Origin of the sequence: Roseomonas fluvialis (genome assembly GCF_022846615.1) — a bacterium.
GTDB lineage: Bacteria > Pseudomonadota > Alphaproteobacteria > Acetobacterales > Acetobacteraceae > Neoroseomonas > Neoroseomonas fluvialis.
On the sequence record NZ_AP025637.1, the window covers coordinates 4,608,994 to 4,635,887 of the forward strand.

The window sequence follows — 26,894 nt, forward strand, 5'->3', positions numbered from 1 at the left end:
GGACGAACCAGGTGGCGATCCGGTGGCCAGGCCCGTCGCCACGCGTGCACCTTCGACATGGAATGCATTTCTGCGATTGCGAGTCAGTCGCATTTTTGGCAATACCCTCTCCATGCGAATGATCGATCCCGCGCGCACGCGCCGCGGCCTTCTCCTGTCCGGCCTGATCGCCCTGGCAGCGTCGACCGCCGGTGCCCGCGCGGAAACAGCGCTGCCCGTCGAGTTGAACCGCCTCGAACAGGTCAGCAGCCCGGCCGAGGCCTGCCGCGTCTGGATGGTGGTAGCGAACGATGCCGCCGGCGCACCGGCGCTGGGCTCGCTGCGGCTGGATCTGGTCGCCTTCGCGCGCGACGGGCAAATCGCGCGGCGGGTCGCGGTGGAACTCGGCCCGGTCGGCGCCGGGCGCACCGCGGTACGGATCTTCGACCTGCCGGGGCTCGCCTGCGACGGCATGTCGCGGCTGCTGGTCAACGACGTGCTGGCCTGCCGGATCGCCGGGCAGGACGCGCCCGACTGCGCCGAACGGCTGCGCGCGACCAGCCGGACCGGCCTGCGCTTCGGCCTCTGAGAACGGGAGAGCGACATCATGGCGACACCGCACGACCTCTCGCCGATCGGCCTGTTCCTTATGGCGGACTGGGTGGTCCGCCTGGTGATGCTGCTGCTGCTGGCCGCATCCCTCGGCGTCTGGACGGTGGCGCTGGACCGGCTGCTGCGCTTCCGGCGCCTGAACCGCGATGCCGCCGCGCTGCGCCGCTTCGCCGAGGGCGGTGCCGCGCCAGGCGGCGCCAACCTGTGGGCCGCCGTCCCGCAGGCGGCCGAACAGGCGGCGCGAGAGGCAGCGGCGGAAGCCTCCGCCGATCGCCGCGCGCATATCGCCGGCGCGGTGCATCTCGCGGTGGCAGAACAGGTCGATGCGGCGCGACGCGGCCTGCCACTGCTGGCCAGCATCGCCGCCAGCGCCCCCTTCGTCGGGTTGTTCGGCACGGTGTGGGGCATCATGAACGCCTTCACCGCCATTGCCGCGAGCGGCAATACCAGCCTGGCCGCGGTGGCGCCGGGCATTGCCGAGGCGCTGTTCGCCACCGCGCTCGGCCTCGTCGCCGCGATCCCGGCGGCGCTCGCCTATAACCGCCTGACGGTCGAACTCGGCGCGGCCCGCGCGCTGGCCGCCGGCGCGGCGGAACGTCTGGCGGCGCGCATGGCGCTGGCTGGCGCGCGCCCGGTCCGCCCGGCCCTGGCGGCGGAATAGCGCCATGGCGATCGGCGGGCCCGGACACCAGGACGAGGTGCTGGCGGAGATCAACGTCACACCCTTCGTCGACGTCATGCTGGTGCTGCTGATTATCTTCATGGTGGCGGCACCGATGATGAGCGTGGGCGTGCCGGTGGACCTGCCGCGCACCGCCGGCGCACCCGCGGCGCAGGCGCAGGAACCCCTCGTGCTTTCGCTGGACGCGCAGGGGCGCGTCTTCGTCGAGCGCGAGGAGGTCGGATTGGCGGGACTGGTGGCGGTGCTGCGCCCACTGGCGACGGCCGCGCCGGACCGCGCGGTATTCCTGCGGGCCGATCGCGGCCAGAGCTATGGCGATGTGATGCGCGTTCTGGGCGCTATCTCGGCGGCGGGCTTCGCGCGCGCGTCGCTGATCGGCGAGGCCGCGCCGTGACCACCCTGGCGGCGCCCGTGCCGCCGACCGACTGGCGCGTGCACCCCGCGGCATGGGCAGTGGCAGTGCTGCTGCACGTTGGGCTTTTCGCGGTCTTGTTGCGCCCGACGGTACCGGTCGCCCCGGCCGGCACGCCGCTGTCGCTGGGCCTGGCCGGCCTGGGTGGCGCTGGCCTGCTCGGCGACCAGGGTCCGGCCGACGCGGAACCGGTCCAGGCGGACGCGGCGGCGGGCGGCCCCGACGCGCCGGCGCCCGACGCCTCGGCCATCGAGGCTGCACCGGTGTCGGCACCGCTCGCAGCCGAGGCGGAATCGATCGCAGCGCCGGTAACGGAGGCCACATCCCCGCCCCCCAGGGCGCCGAACCCCACGACGGCTGTAGCTGCCGTGGCGCCAGCGCCACCGCCCCCCGCGACGGCAGCCCCCGCGCCGACCGAGGCCACATCCGTTCCGCCGCCACCCGTCGAGGTCGCACCTGCGACGGCACAGGCATCACGCCTGGTGACGCTGGCGGAACCGCCGCCGGTGGCTACGACGTCGCCGCCCGCCGAGTCTGTCCTGTCGCACCCGCCGGTCACAGCACTTGCCGAAACGCAGCCGGAGCCTGCGACCGAGGCCCTTCCCTTGCCGCCGACGCCGCCCGATCCGGCGCCGACCGCCGCGGCCGAACCCACCCGTGTCGCGACCGCGCGGCCGGCCGCGCGCGCTCCAGCGACCGGCGCGCCGCGTGCCCCGGCGCGCGGGCCGGGCGGGGCGGCTGGCACGACGCGCGGCGCGGGCGCGGCCCTGGCGACGGGTGGTAGCGATGCCCCCGCGCCCGGTGCGGCGGCCGACGACAGAGGCACCGCGGGCGAGCGCGACGCGGCGCGCCTGCCGCCCGACTACGCGGCCGCCGTCGCGCGCATCCTGCGGCGCAACCTGCGCTACCCGGACACAGCGCGCGAACAGGGGATCATGGGCGTCGCGATGGTGCATTTCTCGATCGCACGCGACGGCACCGTGCTCGCACCGCGGCTCCTGCGCGGCAGCGGTTCGGCGATGCTGGACCAGGAGGCGCTCGCGCTGCTGCGCCGCGTGTCCCCGCTGCCGCCGCTGCCACCGGCCATGCCGGGGGCGCAAGCGAGCGTGGTGGTGCCGATTGGCTTCGACCTCCGCTGACCGTCCGCTGCGGAAGCGGCCCTCAGGCACGGTCGGCGGCCCTGCACCGGCCCGTGCGGCCAACCCGGCCACCGTCAACGACGCGCCCTGCGCCACCGGGCGGCGGCGACTTGGTCGACGACGACACCGGCGCCGGCCTGCGGCGGCGCCGACGAGATCGTGATGGAGGCGAGGCCGGCGGGTCAGGCCTGTCGCGGCGTGATCGAGGAGATGACGCCCGCAATGGGCTTCGCCACACACATCCGGTCGGATTTCCACCTGCAGGGGCGCGGCGGCGGCCTGGACCGATGGCACGCGGCGGGCGCCGCGACGGGTCTCACCTTCCGGCCGCTCGACGCGCGGGCCCGCGGGTGCTTGCCGGCGGATCCTGACACGTTGCGGCCACGCGGCTTCGCGCTGGTACGCGCGACCCCACGTGGCACGGGACGCTACCGCGAGACGCGCGTCGCGCAGAGCCTTCGCGTCAGCCCGCCACGATCCTGCGGCAATGCTCGAGAGACGCCTCGATCAGGTTGTCCGTTGCCTCCGGCGTGCGGAAGGCCGAGTGCGACGTCAGCACCACATTGGGCAGCGCCGCCAACGGATGCCCGCCAGGCAGCGGTTCCTCGACGAAGACATCGAGGCCGGCGGCGCGGATGCGGCCCTCGCGCAGCGCCACGACCAGCGCGGGCTCGTCGACGATCGCGCCGCGCGCGGTGTTCACGAACAGGGCGCCGGGCTTCATCCGGGCCAACCGTGTGGCATCGAGGAAGCCGCGCGTTTCGTCGTTCAGCAGCAGGTGCAGCGACACCACGTCGCTCGCGGACAGCAGCGCGTCGATGTGGGTGAAGGTGACGCCGGGATGGGCCTTCGGCGTACGGTTCCAGGCCAGCACCTTCATGCCGGCGCCGGCGCACAGCCGCGCCATCTCGGCGCCGATTCCGCCGAAGCCGATGATGCCGACGGTCTTGCCGGTCAGTTGCATGCCCTCGTCGCGCGGCCAGCCGCCGCCGACCATGGCGTGGTGCGTCTGCCCGATGTTGCGCGCCGCCGCCCACATCAGCGCGAAGGCCATCTCGGCCACCGCGGTGTCGCCATAGCCCTTGATGATGTGGACCTTGACGCCGCATTCGGCCTTGAGCGCCTCGGGGTCCATGTAGGATCTGGCGCCCGTGCCCAGGAAGACGATGTGCTTCAGGTCGGGGCAGCGCTTCACGACATCGACCGGGAAATGCGTGTGGTCGTCGATCGCGATCTGCACGCCGGCCAACAGCCCGGGCAGGGCCTCGGGCGTTATGTCGGGGTCCTCGTGGATCGCGACCGGCAGGTCGCCGGCGCGGCGCAGCCGGCGCATCACGTCGGCAAGCGAGGCATTGGCATCGACGAAGGCTGCGCGCATCGGTCCGGTTTCCTCACACATCCGCGGCGTGCTGCAGCAGCGCCGCCTCATCCCACATGATGCCCATGCCGGGCCGATCCGGCACCAGCGCCATGCCGTCCTGCACCACCAGCGGTTCGGCCAGCAGCGGCGCGGCGACATCCAGGTGTTCCAGCAGATGCGCCGTGGGCGTCACGTTCAGCAGGTGCGCGCTCGCTTCCACGAAGATGTGCGACGACATCGGCACGCGATGCGCTGCCGCCATCGCCGCGGCGCGCATCCAGCCGGTCACGCCGCCGATCTTCATCGCATCGGGCATGCACAAGTCCACCGCACCGGCCATCAGCGCGCGATGCATCCCGGCCGGACCCCACCAGTTCTCGCCGCCCTGGATCGGAATCGTCACGCGCCGCGCCAGTTCCGCCAGCCCCGCATCGTCCTGCACCGGTAGCGGTTCCTCGAGCCAGCGGACATCGCGCGCCTCCAGCGCGCGGGCGCGGCGTTCGGCCTCGGGCAGGCTCAGCGCCTGGTTGTAGTCGACCAGGATCTGCACCTCGTCGCCCACCGCTGTGCGAACGGCGCGCACGGTATCGAGGTCATCCTCCAGCCGCTTCTGCCCAAGCTTGAACTTCACCGCGCGCGCGCCGAGTGCGGCCGCCGCCGCGCCCGCTTCGTCCGCCAGCATCGTTGCACCCCAGCCGCGGAGCGACGCATAGATCGGCACCGGCCGTGCCTCGCCGCCCAGCAGCACGCACAGGGGCAGCCCCGCGCGCACCGCCAGCGCATCCCACATCGCCATATCGATCGCCGAGAGCGCGATCTGCACGAGGCCCTCGGTGCCGAGGATGCGCCCGGCATCGTGCAGTTCGCGCCACAGCGCGGCCGGCGCCAGCGCCCGCCCCACCAGCCCCGCGCCCAGGCTGCGCGCGAGTGCCGCGGTCGGGCCCAGCGCCGCCGCCGTATACGGGAACACATAGGCGGTGCCTGCCGCCCCGCAGGCCGTGTGCACATCCACGATCACCAGCGGCGCGCGCGGGATGACATTCAGGCTGTTGCGCAGCGGCGGGTCGATCGGCGCGTCCACCGCGCGCACGCGCACCAGGTCGATCACCGGCAGTGTCATGGGCAGGCATCCTCCAGGGATGATCCTGCCCGCGGGTCAGCCGCGCGTCGAGGCGCGGGTCTCCAGGATCGAGACGTTCAGCTCCGCCCCCAGCAGGACCACGAACACCGACACCCAGAACCACATCATCAGCGCGATGGCGGCACCCAACGGCCCGTACATCAGGTCGTAGGTCGCGACATGCGACACGTACAGCGTGAACCCCGCCGACGCCGCCGCCCAGAGCAGCGTTGCCACCACCGCGCCCGGCAGCGTCCAGACGATGCCCGGGTGCCGCCCCGATGGTCCCAGCCGGTACACCACGATCAGCCCCAGGAAGACCAGCGCCAGCAGCGTGCCCATCGAGGTGCCGCGCAAGGTCCAGGCCTGCGGCGCCGGTAGCCCGAGCAGCGCGGCGATTCCCGGCAGCGCCACCAGCGAGGCGATCGCCAGCGCCACCGCGATGGTGATCGCCATGGTGATTCCGATCGCGAGCAGGTGGTAGTGGAAGAAGCCCCGGCTTTCCGTGACGTTGTGCGCCATGTTGAGGGCGCCGATCATCGCCCTGGTGCCCGCCGAGGCGGACCAGATCGCCACCCCGCCCGAGACGATGGCACCCCATTCGAGGCGCGGCCGCGGCAATTCGATCAGGTCGTGCACGCGCCCCGCGATCAGGTCGAAGGTGTCTTCCGGCACCAGTTCCCGCAGCACTTCCAGCTGCGGTTCGACCGTCTCGCGGTCGAAGGCCAGGCCATAGACCAGCACCAGGAGGAAGATCGCCGGGAACAGGGCGACCATGGCGTAGAAGGCGCAGCCCGCGGCGGTCAGGGAGATGCGGTCCGACGCCGCCTCCCGCCACATGCGCGCGGCGATGGCCAGGGCGCTGTCGCGCCGGCGGGGCCGGTCGCGCACGGGCGGCATGACATCCATGCCCCAGACCTAGGACGGCGGGGCCGGATATGGAACAGGCGAGGCCCGGCGTATTCTTCGCGCGACGGAAAGCGTGATCCGGTTCAGCCCCCCAGGGCGTGGCGGCGTCCCGATGGATCGGCGCCGGCCCCCTCCGGCGGCTGCTGCCGGTTGGTCGCGGCGCGCAGCTCCAGCGGCGTGATCCGGCCATCCTGGTCGGTGTCCAGCCGCTGGAGCAGTGCGGCGAGCGTGTTGCCCGTGGGTGTTCCGGGCCCTGCCATGTTGGCGGGGCCCTGCCGCAATCCTTGCAGCGTCGCGGCGAACTCCTGTCCGCCGCCGGCAGCCTGAAGCCGAGCCGCATCCTGCTGGCTCTGCATGCGGAAGGCCCGGATCGCCTGCGGGGCGGTGGGGGCTGTCTGCATGGCTGCGAACTCCATCCTGGTGGCGCCCGGGTGATCCGGGCGGCGCCGTGCTGGCGCAGACCAGGCATAGCAGGGACCGTGCCAGGGCCCGTCAGGCAGGCCAGGCGAAGGTCAGCTCGTGCTTGTTGTGGAAGCCGTGAAACACCCGACCGCGCGGGATTGCCGCGAAATCCGCGGCAGTGTCGTGGTCCGTCTCCCCCTGGAACTTCAGCGTGCACACGATGTTGCGCGCCGCCCCCGCCTCCATCCAGCGGCGGACCAGAACCAGCAGGCGGGACGGGTAGCAGATGATGTCCGAGAACAGCCAGTCGACCGGCATTTCCTGCCGGGGGTCCAGGCCGAAGGCGCTCTCCTGCCGGCAGGAAACACCGGGCATGACCGCGATGGCAGGGTCCAGCGGCGCCTTGTCCACCGCCGTCACCCGCGCGCCAAGCCGGGCGATCGCCCAGGTCCAGCCGCCCGGCGCGGCGCCGAGGTCGAGGCAGGTCTCGCCCGGCAGCGGATGCCGGCCGATACGCGTCAGCGCCTCCCACAATTTCAGGTAGGCGCGGGATGGCGGTCCCTCGCGGTCCTCGACGAATCCGACCTCGCCATTCACGAAGGGGCTGGTCTTGGTCGGGCTGGCCAGCAGCCGGTCGGGCGCCAGCAGCGTCCAGGCGCCCAGATGCGCAGTGGGCGCGGGGGCGGGGAAGGCCAGCGGGCGGGCCTTCACCGGCGGCAGGCGCTCGGCCAGGAGGGCGGACCTGCGGTGGTACAGCAGCGGGTAGTGCGCCCAGTTGCGCTGCAGGTCCCGCAGCGCATCCGCGCCGGCCTTGACCGAGGGAACCGCGACCTCGCGCGGGTCGGTCCAGGTATCGAGCGACCAGGCGGCCGCCACGGGCGCCTCGGGCGACAGGGCCAGGCGTCCATGCCATGCGGCGATGCCCACTCCCGCGCGGCGCAACTCCTCGGTAAGTTCCGGCGCGAAGCCCTCCGCCGCCAGGTAGGCGCTGCGGATCACCGCTTCAACGCGCCGAGCGCCAGCAGCGCCCATCCGGCCATCAGCAACATTCCGCCGGTCGGCGCCACGGGTCCAACCGAGGCGCCACCCATCGCCCCCCACCACACCGCGCCGCAGAAGGCGACGGTGCCGAGGGCGAAGGCCAGGCCCGCGAGGTTCGCGAGGCGCCGCCCGCGCTCCACCATCAGGCCCGCCACCAGCAGCGCGGCGGCGTGCCAGCCTTGGACCATCAGCGCGCTGTCCACCGCGCGGCGCTGCACGCCTTCGAACCCCGCGGGCGTGCCATGCGCGGCCCAGGCCGCGAGGCCGACGGCGGCAAGCCCGGTCAGGGCGCCCAGTACAAGCCAGATGCGATGCATGCGGGTGGCTTACGCCGGTCGGGCGCCGCCGTCACGCCCGGGTGAACAGCCGGCGAATGCGGTCCCGCGCGCCGGCCATGCGGCGCAGCAGGGAGGCCTCGAGCGCCTCGACCTTGTCGACATGCTGCGGCCAGCGCCCTGCCACCCAGCCCCAGCGCTGCGCCGCCCAAATATGCTGGTCGCGCAGGACGAACACGCCGAGTGCAAGGAACAGGAAGCCCTGCAGGAAGGGCAGCACGAGCCCGAGCACGCCGAGGACCAGCAGCAGCCAGCCCGCGGCCTTGCGGGAGAGGGAGGGGCGCAGGATCACCATGCCCGCGCAGATGGTTGGCCGGCCGGGTCGCTGCAAGCGCGACCCGGTGTTGCGAAGCGTTGCGCCGGTTCAGATGTGCAGCGCCTTGTTCCAGGCCGCCATCGCCGCTTCCTTTACCGCCTCGTTCAGGGACGGATGCGCGTGGCTGACACGGGCGATGTCCTCGGCGCTCGCGCCGAACTCGATCGCCATCGCGATTTCCGCGATCAGCGTGCCGGCATCGGGGCCGACGATGTGCGCACCGAGCACGCGGTCGGTCACCTTGTCGGCCAGGACCTTCACGAAGCCGTCGGTGGCACCCATCGCACGCGCGCGGCCATTCGCCATGAAGGGGAATTTGCCGACCTTGTAGGCGACCCCGGCGGCCTTCAGCGTTTCCTCGGTGGCACCGACCGAGGCGACCTCCGGCCACGTATACACCACGCCCGGGATGGCATCGTAGTTGATGTGCGGCTTCTGGCCGGCCAGCATCTCGGCCAGGGCATAGCCCTCGTCCTCGGCCTTGTGGGCCAGCATCGCGCCGGCAATCGCGTCCCCGATCGCGTAGATGCCGGGGATGTTGGTCGTGAAATGCGCGTCGGTCTTCACGCGGCCGCGCTCATCCAGCACCACGCCCACGGCGTCCAGCCCGAGGCCCGTGACATGCGGCCGACGGCCGATCGCCAGCAGCACGACATCGGCGCGGATCGCCTCCGCCGCGCCGCCCGCGGCGGGTTCCACCTGTAGCGTCACGCCGGTGTCGTCCACCGCCGCGCCGGTCACTTTCGACGACAGGCGGAACTTCATCCCCTGCTTGGCCAGGATGCGTTCGAACTGCTTGCGCACCTCGCCATCCATCCCCGGCAGGATGCCATCGAGGAATTCGATCACCGTCACCTGCGCGCCGAGGCGCCGCCAGACGCTGCCCATCTCGAGCCCGATCACGCCGCCGCCGATCACCACCAGATGGCCCGGCACCGCGTCCAGCTCCAGCGCGCCGGTGGAGGTGACGATACGCTTCTCATCGACCTCGACACCGCGCAGAGGCGTGGATTCCGACCCCGTTGCGATGACGATGTGCTTCGCGCCGTACTCGGTGCCGGCGACCTGCACGGTGCCGGGCGCGCCTTCGTTCGCGCGCCCGGGGGGCGCGACGATCCGCCCCTCCCCCTTCAGCCAGGTCACCTTGTTCTTCTTGAACAGGAACTCGACGCCCTTGACGTTGGCTGAGACCACCTCCGCCTTGCGCGCCTGCATCTTCGCCAGGTCGAGCGTGACCTGCCCCACGCCGATGCCGTGCTCGGCGAAATGCTTGCCGGCTTCCTCGAACACCTCCGACGAGTGCAGCAGCGCCTTGGACGGGATGCAGCCGATGTTGAGGCAGGTGCCGCCCAGGGTTTCGCGCTTCTCGACGCAGGCCACCTTCATGCCGAGCTGCGCGGCGCGGATGGCGCAGACATAGCCGCCGGGGCCGGCGCCGATCACGATGACGTCGAAGGTTTCGGGCATGGATCGGGGGTCCTGGGGCTGGAAGGCTTGAATTGCCGGCGGAAACTGCCCCCGACGCCAGCCGGGATCAAGGCGCAGGGAAGGGCTTGGGTTTCCGGGCAGGGCACCGCTATCGTCATGCCAGCGCAGGCGCCGACAGACGCGCCGCCCGCAGGAGGAACGCCGCATGACTGTCCGGGACACCACCGCCCCCCATCCGACCCGCCGCCTGGTGCTGGCCACTGGCGCCGCCGCGCTGGCCGCGCCAGGCCTGGCGCGCGCCCAAGCGCGCTTCCCCGACCGGCCGATCCAGCTGGTCGTGCCCTGGCCGGCGGGCGGGTCGGCCGATGTGCAGTTGCGCTCGATCGGCGACATCGCCGCGCGTGCCCTGGGCCAGCCGGTGGTGATCCAGAACCGTCCCGGCGCGGGCGGCACGCTCGGCCCGCTCAGTGTCGCGCAGCAGGCGCGCCCCGACGGCCATACGCTGACGCAGATGCACCTGTCGGTGCTGCGCCGGCCCTGGATGATGCGCACGCCGGGCTGGGACCCGGTGGCCGACTTCACCCACATCATCGGCATGACGGGCTGGCTGTTCGGCTGCGCGGTGAAGGCGGACAGTCGCTTCCGAACCTGGCAGGACATGATCGCCTTCGCCCGGGCCAATCCCGGCCGGCTGACCTTCACCACCTCGGGCATCGGCACGACCAACCACCTGGCGATGGAAAGCATCCAGGAGAAGGACGGCGTGCAGCTCACGCATGTGCCCTATCGCGGGTCGAACGAGGCCGTCACCGCGGTGCTCGGCGGCCAGGTGGACATGGTCTGCGACAGCTCGACCTGGGCGCCCTTCGTGGAGAACAACCAGATGCGCGCCCTGTCCGTCTGGACGGCCGAGCGCGTGCCGCGCTTTGCCACCGTGCCGACGCTCAAGGAACTGGGCTACGACCTGGTGGTGACCTCGCCCTATGGGGTGTCGGGCCCGAAGGGCATGGACGAGGGCGTGGTGCGCGTGCTGCACGACGTCATGCGCGACGCGCTGATGACCCCGGAGAACGCCGAGGTCCGCAACCGCTTCGACATGCCGCTGGTCTACCAGGACACCCAGACCTACCGCGCCTTCATCGCGGAACGCGTGGAGTACGAGAAGGCGATGGTCCGCCGCCTCAACCTGAGCCTCGACGGCTGAGGGGGCGCGCCATGATCGCTCGTCGCATCCTGATCGCCGGGGCGGCGCTGCCGCTGCTGGCACGGCCCTCGTTCGGCCAGGGGCGCTTCCCCAACCGGCCGGTGCGCTTCCTGATCCCGTGGGCGCCGGGCGGCACGCTCGACGGCTTCATGCGGCTGCAGGCCGAGATGTTCCAGCGTGAGTTCGGCCAGAGCCTGATCATCGAGAACCAGCCAGGCGCACGCGGCACGCGGTCGGCCATCCAGCTGGTCACGCAGGCGCGGCCCGATGGCTACACCATCGCGCATCACCATTTGTCGGTGATCCGCCATCCCTTCCTGACGCAGCGGCCGACCTGGCATCCGGTCAATGACTTCACCTACATCATGCAGCAATCGGGCTTCGTCTTCGGCCACGTGGTGCACCCGCTATCAGGCTGGAACACGCTGGCCGACATGTGGGCGGCCGCGCGCGCGCGCCCGGGGCAGCTCTCCTACGGGACCTCGGGCATCGCAACCTCGAACCACCTGGCGCAGGAAGAGCTGTGCGAGAAGGAAGGCGTGCAGATGATCCACGTGCCCTATCGCGGCACGAGCGAGAACATCACCGCCCTGCTGGCACGCCAGCTCGACGTCATCGCCAATTCCAATGCCTGGCAGCCGGGCGTCGAGGCAGGGCAGATGCGGCTGCTCGCGGTCTGGACGCGCCAGCGGCTGCGATCCTTCCCCGACACGCCGACGCTGCTCGACCTCGGCTACGGCATGTCGGTCACCTCGCCCTACGGCATCGCCGGGCCGAAGGGGATGGACCCGGAGGTGACCGAGTTCCTCCACCAGGCCTTCCGCAAGCTGCAGTTCAGCGATGCGATCCAGGCCTACATGCAGCGCAACGACATGCCGGACGAATACCTCGGCCCGGCCGACTACACCGCCTTCGCGCGCGAGCGTTCCGTGTACGAGGAGCGCATGGTGAAGCGGCTCAACCTCACCATCGACTGACGCGCCGGCGCGCCGGCGGATCCGGCGCCCCACCCGACCTCACAAACCATTGAAGCGCGGCGAGGCAACTCTGCCGCGCCGCCCGTGTTCGCCGCATGCAGGCCTTGCGGCGCCCGTCATGGTGACGTGCGCGCGGCCGACACGGCCGGCCTGCGATGCCGGTCGCGATACAAAGGGGTCGGACGATGACACTTCGGAACGTGCTGCTGGCGACCGCCATGCTGGTCGGCCCAGCGGCGGCGCAGGCGCAGCCGGTGACGGGCCTGTATATCGGCGGCGGGGCAGGCCTCAATTTCCTCACCGATTCCGACGGCGGAAACCTGCAGAGCTTCCTTGATGACAGCAATGTCAACAGCACGAACCTGGGGCTGACACCAACCGGCGCGTTCAACGCCAGCTTCGACCCCGGCCTGGCCGCGGTGCTGTCAGTTGGTTGGGGCTTCGGCAACGGGCTGCGCGCCGAGATCGAGGGCAACTTCCGCTACAACGAGGTGGACGACGTGACGTTCCGTGGCGTCTCGGGCGTCGGCGGGGGACGCGGCAAGACCTACGGCATCATGGCCAACGTGCTCTATGATTTCGGCACGCGGTCCAACTGGCCTGTGCTGCCGTACATCGGCATCGGCGCGGGCTATGCCATCACGGAATACGACAACGTGAACTGGCGTGGCCGCGCGACCAACGGCACCACCTTCCCGAGCTACCGCATCGACGACGACGATGGCGAGTTCGCCTACCAGGCGATCGTCGGCGTTGGCGTGCCGGTCAGCGCGGTGCCCGGGCTGGCGATCACCGCCGAATACCGCTTCTTCGGCACGCTTTCGCCGGAGTTTGGAGCGACCTCGGTGAACCAGGTGGGCGGCTTCCGTCGCAGCACGGTCGAGGTGGACAACTTCAACCACTCGCTGCTGATCGGCGTGCGCTACAATTTCGGCCAGGCCCGCCCGCCGGCGCCGGTGCCCGCGGCCGTGGCGCCGTCGCCCGCGCGTACCTTCCTGGTCTTCTTCGACTGGAACCGTGCCGACCTGACCACGCGCGCGCGACAGATCATCGCCGAGGCGGCGCAGGCGCGCAGCAGCCAGGCGGTGACGCGCATCGAGGTCACCGGCCATACCGACACCTCGGGGTCGCCGGTCTACAACCAGGGCCTGTCGGTGCGGCGCGCGAATGCAGTGGCGGCGGAGCTCGTGCGCCTCGGCGTGCCGCGCAACGAGATCACCGCGACGGGCGTTGGCGAGAGCCAGCTGCTGGTGGCGACGCCCGACAACACCCGCGAACCGCAGAACCGGCGCGTGGAGATCGTCCTGCGCTGACCCGACGCGCCTGCCGGCTTTTCAGGCCGGCAGGCGCACGCGGGCGCGCAACCCGCCGAGTGGGCTGTCCTCCAGCACGATATCGCCGCCATGCGCACGCGCGATGTCACGCGCGATCGCTAGCCCCAGGCCCGTGCCGCCCGCCGAGAAGGTCGCGAAGGGCCGGAAGGCCTCCTCGCGCGCATCCTCCGGAATGCCGGGGCCGTCATCGTCCACCGTCAACATCGCCCAGGCGCCGGCATCGCCGCGCGGCACGCGCGACAGCCCGACCGCGATCCGCCGCGCATGCTTGCGCGCATTGTCGAGCAAATTCCCCAGGCAGCGCCGCAGCGCATCGGCGCGCACCGCGAGCACGAGCGGGTCCGCGGGCACCTCGACCTCGACCTGCGCGCCGTCGCGCCGCGCCTTGGCCGCGGCCTCGCCGACCAATTCGCCAAGGTCGGCCGGCGCCGCCTGCTCGGTGCCCTCGCCGCGCGCAAAGGCGAGGTAGGCGGCAATCAGCCGGTCCATCTCCTCGACATCCTGCGTCATCGCCGCGGCATCGTCCTGCGCATCCGCCGGCAGCATCGCGAGGCCGAGCCGCAGGCGCGTCAGCGGCGTGCGCAGGTCGTGGCTGATGCCGGCCAGCATCTCGGTGCGGCTTTCCACGAAGCGACGGATGCGCCCCTGCATGGAGTTGAAGGCCAGCGCGGCCTGGCGCGCCTCGGCCGCGCCTTCGGGCTTCATCGGGCCGAGGTCGCGGCCGCGGCCGAAGGCCTCCGCCGCCTCCGCCAGGCGCCGGATGGCGCGCACCTGGTTCTTCATGAACAGCGCTGCCACGAGGAACAGCAACAGCGAGGAGCCCACCACCCAGATCACGAACAGGTACAGCGTGCCGCTGAACAGTCGCTTACGGGCGGCTTCGGCATGCAGCACGCCATCGGGCAGCTGCACGCGAATGATCACGCTGCGCGGGTCGGATTGCCAGTCTGTGTCGAAGGGCAGGCGCACCCGCTCGCGCATCGCGTCATCGAGGTCTTCCTCAAGCGGCAACAGCGGCAGCGAGGCCGGGCGGCTCGAGGTCGGCCCCAGCACGGCGCCGGGCTCGAGGGCGAGCGAGAGGTCGAGCCGCCAGGCCGCCTCGCGGAAGATCCAGCCGCGCTCCTCGTCGCGCGGATGCCGCGCCAGCAGTTCCACCACCATCGCGACATCGCCAGCGACCGCGCCGGCCAGGCGGCGGGAGATGACATCGAGGTGGCTGCCGTAGAACAGGTACAGCGCAATGATCTGCACCGCGACCAGCGGCACCAGGATGATCAGCAGCGCACGGCCGAGCAGGCCGCGCGGCACCAGGCGACGGAACAGGGAATCCAGCATCACACGCACGAGGTGGGGTGCCCCGCTCGCGGCGTCACGGCCCGGGCCTCAGCACATAGCCGCGATGGCGCACGGTCTGGATGAAGCGGGGTTCGCGCGGGTCGGTCTCGACCTTGCGCCGCAGGCGCGTCACCTGCACGTCGATGGCGCGCTCGCCGGCTTCGGGCGTGCCCAGTGCAGTGCCGATCTCCTCGCGGCTCAGCACCTCGCCGGTGCGCCGCGCCAGCGCCTGCAGCAACGATGCCTCGCCGCCGGTCAGGCGCACGATACCCTCGGGGCCGCGCAGTTCGGCACGCTCGATGTCGAACCAGCGCGGGCCGAGCTGGACCGGCGCACTGTGCTGCGCCGGGCCGGGCATCGGCGCGGCGCGGCGCAGGATGGTGCGGATGCGCAGTGCCAGTTCGCGCGGGTCGAAGGGCTTGGCCAGGTAGTCATCCACGCCGTGCTCCAGGCCCGCGATGCGGTCCTCGGGCGCGCCGCGGGCGGTGAGCATCAGGATGGGCACCTCGTTGCCCTCGCGCCGCAGGCTTTCGGTGAGTGCCAGGCCGGATTCGCCGGGCATCATCACATCCACCACCAGCAGGTCGAACATCATGCCCGAGATGGTGCGCCGCGCGGCGGCGGCATCGGCCACGGCGGTCACGCGGAAGCCCTGTTCGGTCAGGAAGCGCTGCAGCAGGTCGCGCAGGCGGGCGTCGTCGTCCACCACCAGCAGGTGCGCGGTCTCGGTCGTGCCGTTCATGGCGCGGGCGGGTCTTCCAGCATGTCGAAGGCAGTGCGCGCCTGGTCGCCCATCAGCCCGCGCATGACGCGGCGGAAGCCTTCGACGGCGGCGGGGCCGGCTTCGCGATAGGCGCGCATCAGCGTCTCGCGCTGGCGGTCGAACAGGCGGCGTTCCAGTGCGGCGCCCTTGTCGGTCAGGGTCAGCAGGCGCTGGCGGCGATCGGCGCGGCCGGGCGCCTGCACCACGTAGCCGTCCTCGATCAGCGGCGTCAGCACGCGGCCGAGCGATTGCTTCGTGATGGCGAGGATGCCGAGCAAGTCGCCCACTGTGATGCCAGGCCGCCGGCCGACGAAATGCAGCACGCGGTGATGCGCGCGGCCCATGTTCATGCCGGCCAGGATCTCGTCCGCGCCGGCGGTGAAGTCGCGATAGCCGAAGAACAGCAGGTCCTGCGCGAGGCGCAGTTCCTCCTCGCGCAGGAACAGCAGGTTGCGCCCGGCCGGCAGCGTGCTGCGCTCCGGGGCGTCCGCGATCTGCGCCTGGCGTGGGGCTGGCATGTTCGGGGCTGGACCTCCGTTTGGGTCAGTATCATTGACCGATCCGACGTGTCATTCTAACTTATGGGCAGTTGAAGCAACATTCTTTCGTCACGACCGCCGACCGCACGCATAAGAAACCTGGAAGGACACGCAGCATGGGCCCTTTCCCGACCACGCGCACCACCGCGCCGAAGCCGAAGCCGGCCGACGATACGCTCGCCTTCGGCAAAGTGCTGACCGACCACATGTTCCTGATGAACTACGAGGAAGGCCGTGGCTGGTTCAACCCCCGGATCGAGCCCTATGGTCCGCTGAGCCTCGATCCCGCGACCTCGGTGCTGCACTACGGCCAGGCGATCTTCGACGGGCTGAAAGCCTTTCGCGGCGATGACGGGCAGGTTCGCCTGTTCCGCGCCGACCGGCACGCGCAGCGCTTCAACCGTTCCGCGCAGATCATGTGCATGCCGGAGGTGCCGGTCGACATCATCCGCGCTTCCTTCGACGCGCTGGTCGGCGTGGACGCCGACTGGGTGCCGCGCAAGGCGGGCACGTCGCTGTACCTGCGCCCGACCATCATCGCGACCGATGTGATGCTGGGCGTGCATCCGGCGCACAGCTACCTGTATTTCCTGATCCTCTCGCCGGTGGGGTCCTACTACAAGGAAGGCGTGAAGCCGGTGCGCATCCTCGCCTCCGACAGCCATGTGCGCGCGGTGCGCGGCGGCACCGGCGAGGCCAAGACCGCGGCGAATTACGCGCAGTCGCTGGCGGGCCAGAAGGATGCGGCGGCGGCGGGCTACACGCAGGTGCTCTACCTCGATGGCGTGGAGCGCCGCTTCCTCGACGAAGTCGGCACCATGAACATCATGGTGCGCATCGGCGACGAAGTGATCACGCCGCCGCTCGCGGGCACCATCCTCGATGGCGTCACGCGCGCATCGACGCTGCAGCTGATGCGCGACTGGGGTCTGAAGGTGACCGAACGCGCCATCGCCATCGAGGAGGTGATGCAGGCCGGGCGCGACGGTACGCTGCGCGAGATGTGGGGCACCGGCACCGCGGCCGTGGTCTCGCCGGTCGGCACGCTCGGCTACAAGGGCGAGGACGTGCTGATCAACGGCGGACAGACCGGCGAGGTCACGCAGAAGCTGTACGACGCAATCGTTGGCATCCAGTACGGGCGGACCAATGATCCGCATGGCTGGACCAGCGTGGTGCCGCCCGCCGCATGACGCTGCGCGAGGCGATGGCCGCGGATGCCGCGGCCATCGCCGACCTGCTGACGGCATCCTGGCAGGAGGCCTATAGGGCGCTGCTGCCGCGCGACCTGCTGCACGACCGCCTGCCCGGGCTGCACAGCGCGATGTGGCGCGACCATTTTGCCGCACCGCGGCCCGGCATCGTGCTGCTGGCGGAAGGCACGGACGGTCTGGACGGCTTCTGCGCGGCCTGGCTGCAGGGCGACGAGGCCTATGTCGATAACCTGCACCTGCGCCCCGGGCTGCGCGGTGGCGGAACCGGCAGGGTGTTGCTCGGCCATGCCGTGGCGGCGCTGGTGGCACGCGGTGCGGTGCGCGCGGCGCTGACCATCATCGAGGGCAATGACGGCGCGCGGCGATTCTACGAACGGCTCGGCGGGGTGGCAGCCGAGGCGCATGCCGCCGTGCTGCACGGCGTACCGACGCGCTATCGGCGCATCGGCTGGACGGATGCGCGCGTGTTGGTGCGCGCCTGCGGCGTATCAGTCCTCGAGTGAGAAGGCGTCGCGCGGCGAGGGCGTCCTGCGCGAGTATTCGATCGCGGTATAGCCGCCGCCCTGGTAGCGCTCGGTCACCGGGTCGGCAGTGATGGAGCCCACTTCCGGGCGCCACGGCTCCGCGGAATCCTGCGGTGCCCAGCCGATCCGTTCGCGATGGTCGCGGCCCCAGTAGGAGGCCGGATTGTCCGAGCACGCCCAGATCACGGCATGGCCCGAGCGTTCGGCCAGCACGCAGCGCTCCACCAGGCGCGTCAGGTCGCCATAGGACAGCCAGGTCGAGAGCATCCGGCGGTCGATCGGCTTCGGGAAGCAGGATCCGATGCGCAGGTTGATGTTCTCTACGCCGTGCTTGTCCCAGTACATGCGCCCCATGAGTTCGCCATAGGCCTTGGACAGGCCGTAGTAGCCATCGGGACGGAACGCGCAGTCGGCGTCGAGGCGTTCTGCATTGCCCGACGGGCGTTCATGGAAACCAATCGAGTGGTTGGAACTTGCGAAGACAACGCGCGCGCCCTCGCGCCGCGCCGCCTCATAAACATGGTACAGGCCGCGTAGGTTAGGACCGAGCACCTCCTCGAAGGGCTTCTCCACCGACACGCCACCGAAATGCAGGATCGCGCCACAGCCCTCGGCCTGGCGGATCAGCGCGACGCCGTCATTCAGGTCCGACTTCACGAAGGACGCGCCGGAGGGCAGCGGGTCCGGGAAGGGCATGATGTCCGTGAGGCGCAGGCGCCAGCCCTGCTGCGCCAGCGCAGCCGCCAGGTGCCGGCCAAGATTACCCGAGGCGCCGGTCAGCAGGACGGGCTTGTGAGGTGCGGTCATGGGGTCAGGCTCCGTAGCCGAGCAGCAGGCGCGGCAGCGTCAGCGACACCGCGGGCCAATAGGTGGTGAGCAACAGCGCGACCAGGATCGCGCCCCAGAAGGGCCAGATGGTACGCAGCACGTCCTCGATCCGGATGCGCCCGATCGCGCAACCCACGAACAGCACCGCGCCGACCGGTGGCGTGGTGAGCCCCAGACCCAGGTTCATCATCATCACCATGCCGAACTGCACCGGATCCACACCGATCGCCACCACCACCGGCAGGAAGATCGGCGTGGTGATCAGTATCAGCGCAGCCATGTCCATGACGCAGCCGAGCAGAAGCAGGCACACGTTGATCAGCAGCAGGATGACGATCGGGTTGGAACTGATCGCGAGCATGCCTTCGGTCAGGATGTCCGGCAGGCGATACATCGCCAACAGCCAGGCGAAGGCGGTCGCGGTGCCGACCAGCAGGAACACCACGGAGGTGGTACGCACGGATGCCCGTACGGCGATGATGAAGTCAGCCCAGGACAGGGCGCGATAGACGAGCAGCGTCACCGCGAGCGCCCAGATGGCGCCGAACGCAGCGCTCTCGGTCACGGTGAAGACGCCCGACAGAACGCCACCCAGGATGATGACGGCGGTCAGCAGCCCTGGCAGGGCATCGACGAAGGCCCATGCGAGATGCCTGAACCCCTTCCATCCATCGGCCGGATATCCCCGGCGCACCGCCATGACATACGCCGCGATGGCCAGGAACAGGCACATCATGATGCCCGGCACGATGCCTGCGACGAACAGCGCCGTCACCGAGATGCCGCCGCCCGCCGCGAGCGAATACAGGATCATGTTGTGGCTGGGCGGGATCAGGATACCGGCGATCGACGACGTCACCGTGAGCGATACGGCGTAGTCCACGCCATAGCCCTTGGCCTTCATGGCCGGGATCAGGATGGTGCCGGTGGCCGAGGTATCCGCCACCGCGGAACCCGAGATGCCGCCGAACAGCATCGAGGTGGACACATCCACCATGCCGAGCCCGCCACGCATCCAGCCCACCGCAGCCGAGGCGAGTGCGACCAGCCGCCGCGCAATGCCGCCATGCAGCATGATCTCGCCGGCGAAAATGAAGAACGGTATCGCGAGCAGCGCGAAGATACTCATCCCCGACGCCATCTGCTGGAACACCACGGCGGGGTTCAGCCCCTCGTAGATGAACCCGACGGCGGCCGCGATGCCGAGGCAGAAGGCCACCGGCACGCCGGCCAGGACCAGGCCGCCGAAGACCAGGAAGATCAGCAGCAATCCGAATTCCATGGTGCCTCAGTCCAGGAAGGCGGCGGAGACGCCGCGCTTTTCCGGTGCCCCTTCCGCGAGCGCATCGCGCAGGACCTGCTCGATCGCGAACAGCACCATCAGCGCCCCACCCAGCACCATGGGTGCATAGGTCCAGCCCTGGCTGATGCCCAGCAGCGGGATGCGAAAATTCGCCACCGTGCCGACCAGCTCCCAGGACCACCAGGCCATGCCCGCGCCGAACACGCCCATCAGCGCGTCGCAGCCCACCGCGATCCAGCGCTGCGCGCGCGGCGGCAGCGCCTCGCGCACGCCGAGCACGCTCAGGTGGAAGCGCTCCCGCACGCCCACGGCGGCGACCGGCATGGCGATGGCGAGGATGCACAGCGTCGCCGCGCGCTCGATCCAGGTGGGCGTGTCGTTCAGCACGTAGCGGCCGAAGACCAGCCAGCCCATCATGGCAATGAGGCCGACGAGCGCGATGCCCGCCAGCCCCACCACCGCCGCCGACAGCCAGTCGAGCGCGCGGGAGAATGCCGTCACGGCATCGCCCGGATCTGCGCCACCAGCGCCGCCAGGCGGGCATCCGCCGCGTACTTCGCGTAGACCGGTTCCATCAGCGCCGACCAGGGGGTGCGGTCGGTGATCTCGATGACCGTCACACCGGCGGCGGTCACGCGCTGGCGGCTGACGGTCTCGCGCTCCGCCCAGGACCGGCGCTGGATGGCGGCCGATTCGCGCGCCGCGTCGCGCAGGATGGTGCGCTCCTGTTCGTTCAGGCGGCGCCAGCGCTGGGCGGAGACGGCCAGCACCTCCGGCACGTTGGAATGTTCGGTCGTGCTGTAGAAGCGCGCCACCTCGAAATGGCGGGTCGACTCATAGGACGGCCAGTTGTTCTCCGCGCCGTCGATCACGCCCGACTGCAGGGAGGTGAAGACCTCGCCGAAGGGCAGCGGCGTGGGGTTGGCGCCCAGCGCACGCATCAGGTCGATCCAGAGGTCCGAGGTCTGCACGCGGATCTTCATGCCGCGCAGGTCGGCCGGCACGCGCACCGGGCGCGTGGTGTACAGGCTGCGCGCGCCGGCGTCGTACCAGGCGAGCGCGATGATGCCGATGCCCTCGAGGTCGCGCGCGATCTGCTCGCCCGCCGGCCCGTCGATCGCCGCCTGCATGTGCGCCACGTTCCGGAACAGGAAGGGCAGCGTCACCACGTTGGTGGACGGCGCGAGGTTGTTGAAGGGCGAGAGGTTGAAGTTGGCGAAATCGATGGTGCCGAGGCGCATCTGCTGGATCGCCTCGTCCTGCTGGCCGAGCTGCGCCGAATGGAAGGTGCGCATGCGGATGCGGTTGTTGGTGCGCTCCGCGACCAGGCGCGTGAAGGCATCCATGCCGATCCCGTTCGGGTAGTCGGCGGCGTGGATGTTCCAGCCGCGCCATTCCTGCGCGGCGGCGGGGGCGACGGCGCCCATCACGCCGATCGCGGCGGCGGCAACGGCGGCGAGAAGGCCGCGTCGGGGGGTGCGGGTCATGGACGTCTCCTCGGGAAACGGGGGCGGGTCGGGCCACCCCTCGGATTTGTTGAACTGCAATAGCAGATGGCAGTCTGGCGCGGTGGCGGCGCCCCCGTCAACGGGCTTGCGTACGAGCCTGCCACGGCGCGCCGCGGCAGCGCGAGGGTTTCCGCGCGGCTATGGCCGGCGCAGCGGCTGGGGCGGCAGCACCCCGTTGGTGACCAGCGATCGCAGCACGTGATGGCGCATACGCGCCTCGGCCAGGGCGGGGTCGCGCCGGCGCAGGGCGGCGACGATCCCGCAGTGCTCGGCCAGCGCCTTGGGCATGTCGCGCGGCGTGCTGCCCACCGCGCGGTGGCGGCCCAGATGGTCATAGGCCCGCAGCGACGCGAGCGAGCGCATCAGGAACAGGTTGCCCGTGGCGCGATGTATGATGCCGTGGAACTCCTCGTTCGCCTCGTCCAGGGCGTCGGTGTCGGCGGCGTCGGTGCCGGCCTTCATCCGCGGCAGGATCGCGGCGATGGCGGTCACTTCGGCGGCGGACATTCGTTCCGCCGCCAAGGCGCAAGCAACACCTTCCAGCGCGGCGCGGATACGACCCAGTTCGCCAAGCTGCGCCGGCCCCACTTCCGCCACCACCGTGCCGCGGCGTGGCAGCGTGACGACCATGCCATCCTGTTCGAGCCGCCGCAGCGCCTCGCGCACCGGCTGCGCCGAGATGCCGAGTTCGCTCGCCAGCGAGCGTTCGGAGATCTTCCGCCCGGCCGGCAACATCCCCTGCACGATCGAATCGCGCAGGCGGCGATAGGCCCGTTCGCCAAGGGAGAGCGTGTCCTCCTCGGCCAACGGGGCGAGCCTCTGTCGGGCTGTCTCGGCGGCGGCCATGGACAACTGCCATAGCAGTTGGCAGCCTCGGCGGGAAGCACGGAGGAACGAACGCCATGACCCGCAAGCGCCCCGAGGAGTTGCGCAGCCACCGCTGGTTCGGCGTGGACGACATCCGCGCCTTCGGCCACCGGTCGCGCATGCTGCAGGCCGGCTATGCCGAGAGCGATTTCCGCGGCAAGCCGGTGATCGGCATCATCAACACCTGGTCAGAACTCAGCCCCTGCCACTTCCACTTCCGCACGCGGGCCGAGGAAGTGAAGCGCGGAGTCTGGCAGGCCGGCGGCTTTCCCGTGGAGTTGCCCGCGCATCCGGTGACCGAGCAGTATCAGAAGCCGACTTCCATGCTGTATCGCAACCTGCTGGCGATGGAGACAGAGGAGCTCGCGCGAAGCCACCCCTGCGACGGCCTGGTGCTGCTGGGCGGCTGCGACAAGACGCCGCCGGGGCTGATGATGGGCGCGATCAGTTCGCGGCTGCCCAGCATCTTCGTGCCCGCCGGCCCAATGCTGCGCGGCAACTGGCGCGGCAAGACGCTCGGGTCCGGCAGCGACGTTTGGAAATACCATGCGGAGCTTCGCGCAGGGAACATCACGCAGGACCAGTGGAAGGACATGGAGGGGGGCATCGCCCGGTCCTTCGGCACCTGCATGACTGCGGGCACGGCCGCGACGATGATGCTGGCGGTCGAGGCGCTGGGCTTCACCCTGCCCGGCGCGTCTTCCATCCCCGCCGCCGATTCCGCGCATCCGCGCATGGCGACCGAAGCTGGCAAGCGCATCGTCGAGATGGTGTGGGAGGACGCCACGCCGCAATCGCTGATCACCGCCGGCAGCGTGGACAACGCCGTGACCGCCGCGATGGCCTTCGGCGGATCGACCAACGCCATCCCGCATCTGATCGCCATGGCGCGCCGCGCGGGCGTGATGCTCGACCTCGAACGCTTCGACGCGCTGTCGCGCCGCGTGCCGCTGGTGGCGAACCTGCGCCCCAATGCCGGCGAATACCTGATGGAGGATTTCTTCTACGCCGGCGGCGCGCGCGCCTTCCTCGAGCGCATCCGCGACTACCTCGACCTTTCGGCGCGCACCGTCACCGGCCGCACGATCGGCGAGAACATCGCCGGCGCCGAGGTCTTCGACGACAGCGTGATCCTGCCGCTCGACAAGCCCCTGCAGACCGAAGGCGGGCTCGCCGTGCTGCGCGGGTCGCTCGCGCCCCAGGGCGCCGTCATCAAGACCAGCGCGGCCGAGCAGCGCCTGCTGCAGCACACCGGCCCCGCCGTGGTGTTCGAGAACTACGCCGACCTCAAGAAGCGCCTCGACGATCCGGACCTCGATGTCACCGCGGATTCCGTCCTGGTGCTAAAGCAGGCTGGTCCGCAAGGCGGGCCGGGCATGCCCGAATGGGGCATGCTGCCGCTGCCGCAGAAGCTGCTGAAGCAGGGCGTGCGCGACATGGTGCGGCTGTCGGATGCGCGCATGTCCGGCACCTCCTACGGCACCTGCGTGCTGCACGTGGCACCGGAATCCCATGTCGGCGGGCCGCTCGCCTTCGTGCAGGACGGCGACCTGATCCGGCTGGACGTGGCGGGCCGGCGGATCGACCTGCTGGTTCCAGACGACGAGATGGCACGCCGCCGCGCCGCCTGGACGCCACCGCCGCGGCGCTATGGGCGCGGCTGGACGTCGCTGTATCTCGACAATGTCACCCAGGCGGATGAGGGTTGCGACCTGCGCTTCCTCGAAGGAACGCTGCCCACGCCGGAGCCGGACATCTACTGATGCCACGCACGCTGACCGACGCCGCCGCGGCACTCGCGGCCGGCACCACCACCGCCGCGGCACTGACCGAGGCCGCGCTCGCGCGCATCGCCGACCCTGCCGGGGAAGGCGCGCGCGTCTTCATCACCGTGCACGCCGACACGGCGCGCGCGAGTGCAGCCGCGATGGATACGTTGCGTGCGGCCGGGCGCGCGCCCTCGCCCTTCGCCGGCATCCCGATCAGCATCAAGGACCTCTATGACGAGGCCGGCTTCACTACGCGCTCGGGCTCGGTCGTGCTCGACGGCGCGCCCGTGGCGAAGGCGACCGCGCCTTCCGTGCAGCGGCTGGTCCGCGCGGGCTTCGTCATCCTGGGGCGCACGAACCAGGTCGAATTCGCCTTCTCCGGCCTTGGCGTGAACCCGCATCACGGGACGCCGCGCAGCCCATGGGACCGCGCCACCGGCCGCCTGCCGGGCGGGTCGTCCTCCGGTGCGGGCGTGGCGGTGGCCGATGGCATGGGCTTCGCCGCGCTCGGCACCGACACCGGCGGGTCCTGCCGCATCCCGGCTGCGCTGTGTGGCGTCGTGGGGTGGAAGCCAACGGCCCGACGCGTGACCATCGCGGGCATCCTGCCGCTGGCGCCTTCGCTCGATTCCGCGGGGCCGCTCGCGCGGTCCGTGGCAGATTGCGCGATCGTCGACGGCTTCATGGCGGGGGAGGAGACCCCCGCCGCGCCGAAGCCGCTGCCGATGAAGGGCCTGCGCCTCGGCCTGCCGCGCGGCACCTTCCTGACCGATGGCATGGACGGCACGGTCGCGGCGGTGTTCGGCCGCACGCTCACGCGGCTGTCGGCGGCCGGCGCGCAGATCATCGAATTCGACCTGCCCGAGCTCGACCAGATCGCTGCTGCCAATGCCGCGGGAGGCTTTGCGGCCAGCGAGGCCTGGGCCTGGCACCACCGCCTGGCCACCGAACAGGGCGATCGCTACGACCCGCGGATCCTCAAGCGCATCCAGCGCGGTGAACGCATGTCGGCGGCGGACTATGTGGAACTCGTGCAGGCCCGCGCGCGCATTATCGGCGCCATCGCTCCGCGCACCGCGCCCTTCGACGCCATGCTCGGCCCGACCTGCCCGGTGGTGCCGCCCGCCATCGCCGAGGTGGATGACGAACGCGAGTACAACCGCATCAACATGGCGCTGCTGCGCAACACCAGTGTCGGCAATTTCCTCGACCGCTGCTCGATCAGCATTCCCTGCCAGGCGGAGGGCGAACCGCCGGTCGGGCTGATGCTCACAGGCGAACACATGGGCGATGCGCGGCTGTTCCAGGTGGCGGCTGCGATCGAGGCGGCGCTCACTCGCCCGGCAGCTTGATCCCGGTCATCGCCTGCCACACCCGGATGACGAAGCCGTCGTCCTTGCCGCCCTGCCCCATCGCCCGCGCCGCGGTGAACAGCTGCTGCGCGGTGGCGGCGATCGGCACCGGGAAGTCCAGCCCGCGCGCCATGTCAGCCACCAGGCCAAGATCCTTCACGAAGATGTCCACCGCGGATCGCGGCGCATCGTCGCCGTCCAGCACGCGCGCCATGCGGTTCTCGAACATCCACGAATTGCCGGCTGCGCTGGTCACCACGTCGTAGAGCTGCCGCGGGTCGGCGCCGGCACGGATGCCCAGCGCCATCGCCTCGGCCGCCACCGCGATATGCACGCCGGCCAGCAGCTGGTGCACCACCTTCACCGTCGCGCCGATGCCGGGTTCCTCGCCCAGGTTCCACACCTTCGCCGCGACCGCATCGAGCACCGGCGCCGCCGCGTTGAACGCCGCTGCGGAGCCCGAGGCCATCACCGTCATCTCGCCCGCGCGCGCCTTCACGGCCCCGCCGGAAACCGGCGCATCGAGGAACAGGAGCTGCCGTTCGCGCGCGCGTTCGGCCAACGCGCGCGCCGCGTCCGGGCCCATCGTCGCGGAACTCACGATCACCGCACCCGGGGCGAGCCGGTCCACCGCCCCGCCAGGCCCGAACAGCGCGGCCTCGGTCTGTGCGGCATTGACCACCAGCACCACCAGCGCCTCGATGCCCTGCGGCAGCGCGTCAGCGCGGTCGGCGACACCACCGCCGGCGGCCGCGAATTCCGCGCGCGCCGCCTCGCGCATGTCGCAGCCGGTCACGTCATGGCCGGCGTGCAGCAGGCTCAGCGCCGCGCCCATGCCCATGCTGCCCAATCCGATGACGCCGACCTTCATGCCGCTCTCCCTGACGAGTGCGCGCACGCTGGCTGCGCCGGACCCTCGCGTCAACGCAGGACGGCGACCGTCACCTGCACCACCGCCGCCACCACAAGCAGCACCAGGACGATGCGCTGCAGGACATGCATCGGCGGCATCGGCTCAGCCCCCGCGCGGGCGGCGCTTCTGGCCCTGCCGCGCGATCAGCGCGCGCAGCAGGTCCTTGATGGCGGCGGCATCGGGGTGGCGGGCCACAACCTCGGCCTCATGCGCACGGGCGGCCGCCAGCAGATCGCCCACCATGCCCTCGCCCTTCGGCGCCAGGTGGACGCGCACCAGGCGGCGGTCGCGCGCGTCCTGCTGGCGCTTGACCAGGCCGTCGCGCTCCATCCGGTCTAGCACCTTGGTCATGGTCGGCTGTTGCAACAGGCAGGCCTCGGCCAGCGTGGTCACCGTCTCCGGCCCGCCGGAGAGCATGGCCAGCACTCGCCAGACCGGCACCGAGACGCCGCGCGCGCGCAGCCTGTCGTGGAATTCCGAGGAGACGACGAAGGACGCGCGCGCCAGCAGCGACAGCAGGTAGTCATCCACGAATCGTGGCGCGGCATTCTGCACGTCCATCGGACCCACCCCGCGAAGCTGACCCTACCCTAAACGCGCCGGGGGGCCGGAGTCTTGCATTGCGTGCGCATCGTGCCGACTGTGATGCTGCGGCGCAGCGAAGCCGCGGACACGGCACCACCCTCGGCCCCGGTGGAATCCCGCACTCCAAACATCATCGCGCCCGCC

29 protein-coding genes are annotated in these 26,894 nt (G+C 70.9%); 11 read left to right on the plus strand and 18 right to left on the minus strand.

The annotated features are described in order from the left end of the window. Nucleotides 1-112 precede the first annotated feature (112 nt). The 4 genes from MWM08_RS22045 to MWM08_RS22060 are packed head-to-tail and all read left to right on the plus strand — an operon-like array spanning nt 113 to nt 2,824. Entirely contained in the window at nt 113-568 is a 456-nt protein-coding gene (locus MWM08_RS22045; RefSeq protein WP_244408653.1) for a Tat pathway signal protein, read from the plus strand. Between the two features lie 18 nt (nt 569-586). Continuing rightward, complete coding sequence (locus tag MWM08_RS22050; RefSeq protein WP_279323216.1) at nt 587-1,252, plus strand: MotA/TolQ/ExbB proton channel family protein; 666 nt, start codon at nt 587-589, stop codon at nt 1,250-1,252. Between the two features lie 4 nt (nt 1,253-1,256). Further along, complete coding sequence (locus MWM08_RS22055; protein ID WP_244408654.1) at nt 1,257-1,667, plus strand: ExbD/TolR family protein; 411 nt, start codon at nt 1,257-1,259, stop codon at nt 1,665-1,667. Further along, a complete protein-coding gene (locus tag MWM08_RS22060) occupies nt 1,664-2,824 on the plus strand; it encodes an energy transducer TonB (RefSeq protein ID WP_244408655.1) in 1,161 nt (386 codons plus the stop codon). The genes MWM08_RS22055 and MWM08_RS22060 overlap by 4 nt, the downstream gene beginning before the upstream one ends. Nucleotides 2,825-3,287: 463 nt before the next feature. Here MWM08_RS22060 and MWM08_RS22065 read toward each other — a convergent pair whose 3' ends face one another. From MWM08_RS22065 to lpdA, 8 genes are all read right to left on the minus strand, one after another. Then, nucleotides 3,288-4,202, minus strand: a complete 915-nt coding sequence (locus MWM08_RS22065) for an NAD(P)-dependent oxidoreductase (RefSeq protein ID WP_244408656.1) — start codon at nt 4,200-4,202, stop codon at nt 3,288-3,290. A 13-nt stretch (nt 4,203-4,215) separates the two neighbouring features. After that, nucleotides 4,216-5,304 (minus strand): enolase C-terminal domain-like protein, encoded by a 1,089-nt coding sequence (locus MWM08_RS22070; RefSeq protein WP_244408657.1) that lies wholly within the window; start codon nt 5,302-5,304, stop codon nt 4,216-4,218. 36 nt (nt 5,305-5,340) lie between these two features. Next, the gene (locus MWM08_RS22075) at nt 5,341-6,195 is read right to left on the minus strand and encodes a YihY/virulence factor BrkB family protein (protein WP_244408658.1); all 855 of its coding nucleotides are present in this window, start codon (nt 6,193-6,195) and stop codon (nt 5,341-5,343) included. A 101-nt stretch (nt 6,196-6,296) separates the two neighbouring features. Continuing rightward, nucleotides 6,297-6,629 (minus strand): EF-hand domain-containing protein, encoded by a 333-nt coding sequence (locus tag MWM08_RS22080; protein ID WP_244408659.1) that lies wholly within the window; start codon nt 6,627-6,629, stop codon nt 6,297-6,299. A gap of 76 nt (nt 6,630-6,705) precedes the next feature. Next, complete coding sequence (locus tag MWM08_RS22085) at nt 6,706-7,647, minus strand: SAM-dependent methyltransferase (RefSeq protein ID WP_423815991.1); 942 nt, start codon at nt 7,645-7,647, stop codon at nt 6,706-6,708. Further along, nucleotides 7,611-7,973 carry a DUF423 domain-containing protein gene (locus MWM08_RS22090; RefSeq protein ID WP_244408661.1) on the minus strand — a complete coding sequence of 121 codons (363 nt, stop codon included), beginning with the start codon at nt 7,971-7,973 and terminating at the stop codon, nt 7,611-7,613. The genes MWM08_RS22085 and MWM08_RS22090 overlap by 37 nt, the downstream gene beginning before the upstream one ends. Nucleotides 7,974-8,004: 31 nt before the next feature. After that, a complete protein-coding gene (locus tag MWM08_RS22095) occupies nt 8,005-8,286 on the minus strand; it encodes a PGPGW domain-containing protein (protein WP_244408662.1) in 282 nt (93 codons plus the stop codon). A 69-nt stretch (nt 8,287-8,355) separates the two neighbouring features. Further along, nucleotides 8,356-9,774, minus strand: a complete 1,419-nt coding sequence (gene lpdA / locus MWM08_RS22100; protein ID WP_244408663.1) for a dihydrolipoyl dehydrogenase — start codon at nt 9,772-9,774, stop codon at nt 8,356-8,358. Nucleotides 9,775-9,940: 166 nt separating this feature from the next. On the opposite strand from lpdA, the gene MWM08_RS22105 reads away from it, so the two are divergent. The 3 genes from MWM08_RS22105 to MWM08_RS22115 all read left to right on the plus strand — a co-directional run bounded on the left by MWM08_RS22105 (nt 9,941) and on the right by MWM08_RS22115 (nt 13,229). Further along, nucleotides 9,941-10,939 carry a tripartite tricarboxylate transporter substrate binding protein gene (locus MWM08_RS22105; protein ID WP_244408664.1) on the plus strand — a complete coding sequence of 333 codons (999 nt, stop codon included), beginning with the start codon at nt 9,941-9,943 and terminating at the stop codon, nt 10,937-10,939. An 11-nt stretch (nt 10,940-10,950) separates the two neighbouring features. Continuing rightward, a complete protein-coding gene (locus MWM08_RS22110) occupies nt 10,951-11,916 on the plus strand; it encodes a Bug family tripartite tricarboxylate transporter substrate binding protein (protein ID WP_244408665.1) in 966 nt (321 codons plus the stop codon). Between the two features lie 185 nt (nt 11,917-12,101). Further along, on the plus strand, nt 12,102-13,229 hold the full coding sequence (locus tag MWM08_RS22115) for an OmpA family protein (RefSeq protein WP_244408666.1): 1,128 nt from the start codon (nt 12,102-12,104) through the stop codon (nt 13,227-13,229). A gap of 21 nt (nt 13,230-13,250) precedes the next feature. On the opposite strand, the gene MWM08_RS22120 is transcribed toward MWM08_RS22115, so the two are convergent. The 3 genes from MWM08_RS22120 to MWM08_RS22130 are packed head-to-tail and all read right to left on the minus strand — an operon-like array spanning nt 13,251 to nt 15,866. Further along, nucleotides 13,251-14,585 carry an ATP-binding protein gene (locus tag MWM08_RS22120; RefSeq protein WP_244408667.1) on the minus strand — a complete coding sequence of 445 codons (1,335 nt, stop codon included), beginning with the start codon at nt 14,583-14,585 and terminating at the stop codon, nt 13,251-13,253. Nucleotides 14,586-14,619: 34 nt separating this feature from the next. After that, on the minus strand, nt 14,620-15,327 hold the full coding sequence (locus MWM08_RS22125; RefSeq protein WP_244408668.1) for a response regulator: 708 nt from the start codon (nt 15,325-15,327) through the stop codon (nt 14,620-14,622). Further along, nucleotides 15,324-15,866, minus strand: a complete 543-nt coding sequence (locus MWM08_RS22130; RefSeq protein ID WP_244408669.1) for a MarR family winged helix-turn-helix transcriptional regulator — start codon at nt 15,864-15,866, stop codon at nt 15,324-15,326. Before MWM08_RS22130 ends, MWM08_RS22125 begins: the two co-directional genes overlap by 4 nt. Nucleotides 15,867-16,003: 137 nt before the next feature. Here MWM08_RS22130 and MWM08_RS22135 point away from each other — a divergent pair, with 137 nt between their 5' ends. Together MWM08_RS22135 and MWM08_RS22140 are read left to right on the plus strand one after the other, a co-directional pair. Beyond that, nucleotides 16,004-17,080: a branched-chain amino acid aminotransferase gene (locus MWM08_RS22135; protein WP_244408670.1), complete on the plus strand. Its 1,077-nt coding sequence runs from the start codon at nt 16,004-16,006 to the stop codon at nt 17,078-17,080. Then, on the plus strand, nt 17,077-17,604 hold the full coding sequence (locus MWM08_RS22140) for a GNAT family N-acetyltransferase (RefSeq protein ID WP_244408671.1): 528 nt from the start codon (nt 17,077-17,079) through the stop codon (nt 17,602-17,604). Before MWM08_RS22135 ends, MWM08_RS22140 begins: the two co-directional genes overlap by 4 nt. On the opposite strand, the gene MWM08_RS22145 is transcribed toward MWM08_RS22140, so the two are convergent. The 5 genes from MWM08_RS22145 to MWM08_RS22165 all read right to left on the minus strand — a co-directional run bounded on the left by MWM08_RS22145 (nt 17,590) and on the right by MWM08_RS22165 (nt 22,110). Further along, entirely contained in the window at nt 17,590-18,432 is an 843-nt protein-coding gene (locus tag MWM08_RS22145) for an NAD-dependent epimerase/dehydratase family protein (RefSeq protein WP_244408672.1), read from the minus strand. The two genes, MWM08_RS22140 and MWM08_RS22145, sit on opposite strands and share 15 nt — an antisense overlap. 4 nt (nt 18,433-18,436) lie before the next feature. Then, nucleotides 18,437-19,735: a TRAP transporter large permease gene (locus tag MWM08_RS22150; RefSeq protein ID WP_244408673.1), complete on the minus strand. Its 1,299-nt coding sequence runs from the start codon at nt 19,733-19,735 to the stop codon at nt 18,437-18,439. A gap of 6 nt (nt 19,736-19,741) precedes the next feature. Beyond that, nucleotides 19,742-20,257 carry a TRAP transporter small permease gene (locus MWM08_RS22155; protein ID WP_244408674.1) on the minus strand — a complete coding sequence of 172 codons (516 nt, stop codon included), beginning with the start codon at nt 20,255-20,257 and terminating at the stop codon, nt 19,742-19,744. Next, nucleotides 20,254-21,243 carry a TRAP transporter substrate-binding protein gene (locus MWM08_RS22160; RefSeq protein ID WP_244408675.1) on the minus strand — a complete coding sequence of 330 codons (990 nt, stop codon included), beginning with the start codon at nt 21,241-21,243 and terminating at the stop codon, nt 20,254-20,256. Before MWM08_RS22160 ends, MWM08_RS22155 begins: the two co-directional genes overlap by 4 nt. 159 nt (nt 21,244-21,402) lie before the next feature. Beyond that, on the minus strand, nt 21,403-22,110 hold the full coding sequence (locus MWM08_RS22165; RefSeq protein ID WP_244408676.1) for a GntR family transcriptional regulator: 708 nt from the start codon (nt 22,108-22,110) through the stop codon (nt 21,403-21,405). A gap of 56 nt (nt 22,111-22,166) precedes the next feature. Here MWM08_RS22165 and araD point away from each other — a divergent pair, with 56 nt between their 5' ends. Together araD and MWM08_RS22175 are read left to right on the plus strand one after the other, a co-directional pair. Then, complete coding sequence (araD, locus tag MWM08_RS22170; RefSeq protein WP_244408677.1) at nt 22,167-23,894, plus strand: L-arabinonate dehydratase; 1,728 nt, start codon at nt 22,167-22,169, stop codon at nt 23,892-23,894. Then, complete coding sequence (locus MWM08_RS22175) at nt 23,894-25,252, plus strand: amidase (RefSeq protein ID WP_244408678.1); 1,359 nt, start codon at nt 23,894-23,896, stop codon at nt 25,250-25,252. Before araD ends, MWM08_RS22175 begins: the two co-directional genes overlap by 1 nt. Here the strand turns inward: MWM08_RS22175 and ltnD are convergent. Next, nucleotides 25,233-26,123, minus strand: a complete 891-nt coding sequence (gene ltnD, locus MWM08_RS22180; protein WP_244408679.1) for an L-threonate dehydrogenase — start codon at nt 26,121-26,123, stop codon at nt 25,233-25,235. The two genes, MWM08_RS22175 and ltnD, sit on opposite strands and share 20 nt — an antisense overlap. A 144-nt stretch (nt 26,124-26,267) precedes the next feature. Further along, nucleotides 26,268-26,726: a MarR family winged helix-turn-helix transcriptional regulator gene (locus MWM08_RS22185; RefSeq protein WP_244408680.1), complete on the minus strand. Its 459-nt coding sequence runs from the start codon at nt 26,724-26,726 to the stop codon at nt 26,268-26,270. Nucleotides 26,727-26,894: the final 168 nt, after the last annotated feature.

Bases quoted from the DNA above. Each gene is read 5' to 3' on its own strand.
- MWM08_RS22045 (WP_244408653.1), top strand. From the start codon at position 113: ATGCGAATGATCGATCCCGCGCGCACGCGCCGCGGCCTTCTCCTGTCC.
- MWM08_RS22050 (WP_279323216.1), top strand. From the start codon at position 587: ATGGCGACACCGCACGACCTCTCGCCGATCGGCCTGTTCCTTATGGCG.
- MWM08_RS22055 (WP_244408654.1), top strand. From the start codon at position 1,257: ATGGCGATCGGCGGGCCCGGACACCAGGACGAGGTGCTGGCGGAGATC.
- MWM08_RS22065 (WP_244408656.1), bottom strand. From the start codon at position 4,202: ATGCGCGCAGCCTTCGTCGATGCCAATGCCTCGCTTGCCGACGTGATG.
- MWM08_RS22070 (WP_244408657.1), bottom strand. From the start codon at position 5,304: ATGACACTGCCGGTGATCGACCTGGTGCGCGTGCGCGCGGTGGACGCG.
- MWM08_RS22080 (WP_244408659.1), bottom strand. From the start codon at position 6,629: ATGGAGTTCGCAGCCATGCAGACAGCCCCCACCGCCCCGCAGGCGATC.
- MWM08_RS22085 (WP_423815991.1), bottom strand. From the start codon at position 7,647: ATGGGCGCTGCTGGCGCTCGGCGCGTTGAAGCGGTGATCCGCAGCGCC.
- MWM08_RS22090 (WP_244408661.1), bottom strand. From the start codon at position 7,973: ATGCATCGCATCTGGCTTGTACTGGGCGCCCTGACCGGGCTTGCCGCC.
- MWM08_RS22095 (WP_244408662.1), bottom strand. From the start codon at position 8,286: ATGGTGATCCTGCGCCCCTCCCTCTCCCGCAAGGCCGCGGGCTGGCTG.
- lpdA (WP_244408663.1), bottom strand. From the start codon at position 9,774: ATGCCCGAAACCTTCGACGTCATCGTGATCGGCGCCGGCCCCGGCGGC.
- MWM08_RS22105 (WP_244408664.1), top strand. From the start codon at position 9,941: ATGACTGTCCGGGACACCACCGCCCCCCATCCGACCCGCCGCCTGGTG.
- MWM08_RS22110 (WP_244408665.1), top strand. From the start codon at position 10,951: ATGATCGCTCGTCGCATCCTGATCGCCGGGGCGGCGCTGCCGCTGCTG.
- MWM08_RS22115 (WP_244408666.1), top strand. From the start codon at position 12,102: ATGACACTTCGGAACGTGCTGCTGGCGACCGCCATGCTGGTCGGCCCA.
- MWM08_RS22120 (WP_244408667.1), bottom strand. From the start codon at position 14,585: ATGCTGGATTCCCTGTTCCGTCGCCTGGTGCCGCGCGGCCTGCTCGGC.
- MWM08_RS22125 (WP_244408668.1), bottom strand. From the start codon at position 15,327: ATGAACGGCACGACCGAGACCGCGCACCTGCTGGTGGTGGACGACGAC.
- MWM08_RS22130 (WP_244408669.1), bottom strand. From the start codon at position 15,866: ATGCCAGCCCCACGCCAGGCGCAGATCGCGGACGCCCCGGAGCGCAGC.
- MWM08_RS22135 (WP_244408670.1), top strand. From the start codon at position 16,004: ATGGGCCCTTTCCCGACCACGCGCACCACCGCGCCGAAGCCGAAGCCG.
- MWM08_RS22140 (WP_244408671.1), top strand. From the start codon at position 17,077: ATGACGCTGCGCGAGGCGATGGCCGCGGATGCCGCGGCCATCGCCGAC.
- MWM08_RS22145 (WP_244408672.1), bottom strand. From the start codon at position 18,432: ATGACCGCACCTCACAAGCCCGTCCTGCTGACCGGCGCCTCGGGTAAT.
- MWM08_RS22150 (WP_244408673.1), bottom strand. From the start codon at position 19,735: ATGGAATTCGGATTGCTGCTGATCTTCCTGGTCTTCGGCGGCCTGGTC.
- MWM08_RS22160 (WP_244408675.1), bottom strand. From the start codon at position 21,243: ATGACCCGCACCCCCCGACGCGGCCTTCTCGCCGCCGTTGCCGCCGCC.
- MWM08_RS22165 (WP_244408676.1), bottom strand. From the start codon at position 22,110: ATGGCCGCCGCCGAGACAGCCCGACAGAGGCTCGCCCCGTTGGCCGAG.
- araD (WP_244408677.1), top strand. From the start codon at position 22,167: ATGACCCGCAAGCGCCCCGAGGAGTTGCGCAGCCACCGCTGGTTCGGC.
- MWM08_RS22175 (WP_244408678.1), top strand. From the start codon at position 23,894: ATGCCACGCACGCTGACCGACGCCGCCGCGGCACTCGCGGCCGGCACC.
- ltnD (WP_244408679.1), bottom strand. From the start codon at position 26,123: ATGAAGGTCGGCGTCATCGGATTGGGCAGCATGGGCATGGGCGCGGCG.
- MWM08_RS22185 (WP_244408680.1), bottom strand. From the start codon at position 26,726: ATGGACGTGCAGAATGCCGCGCCACGATTCGTGGATGACTACCTGCTG.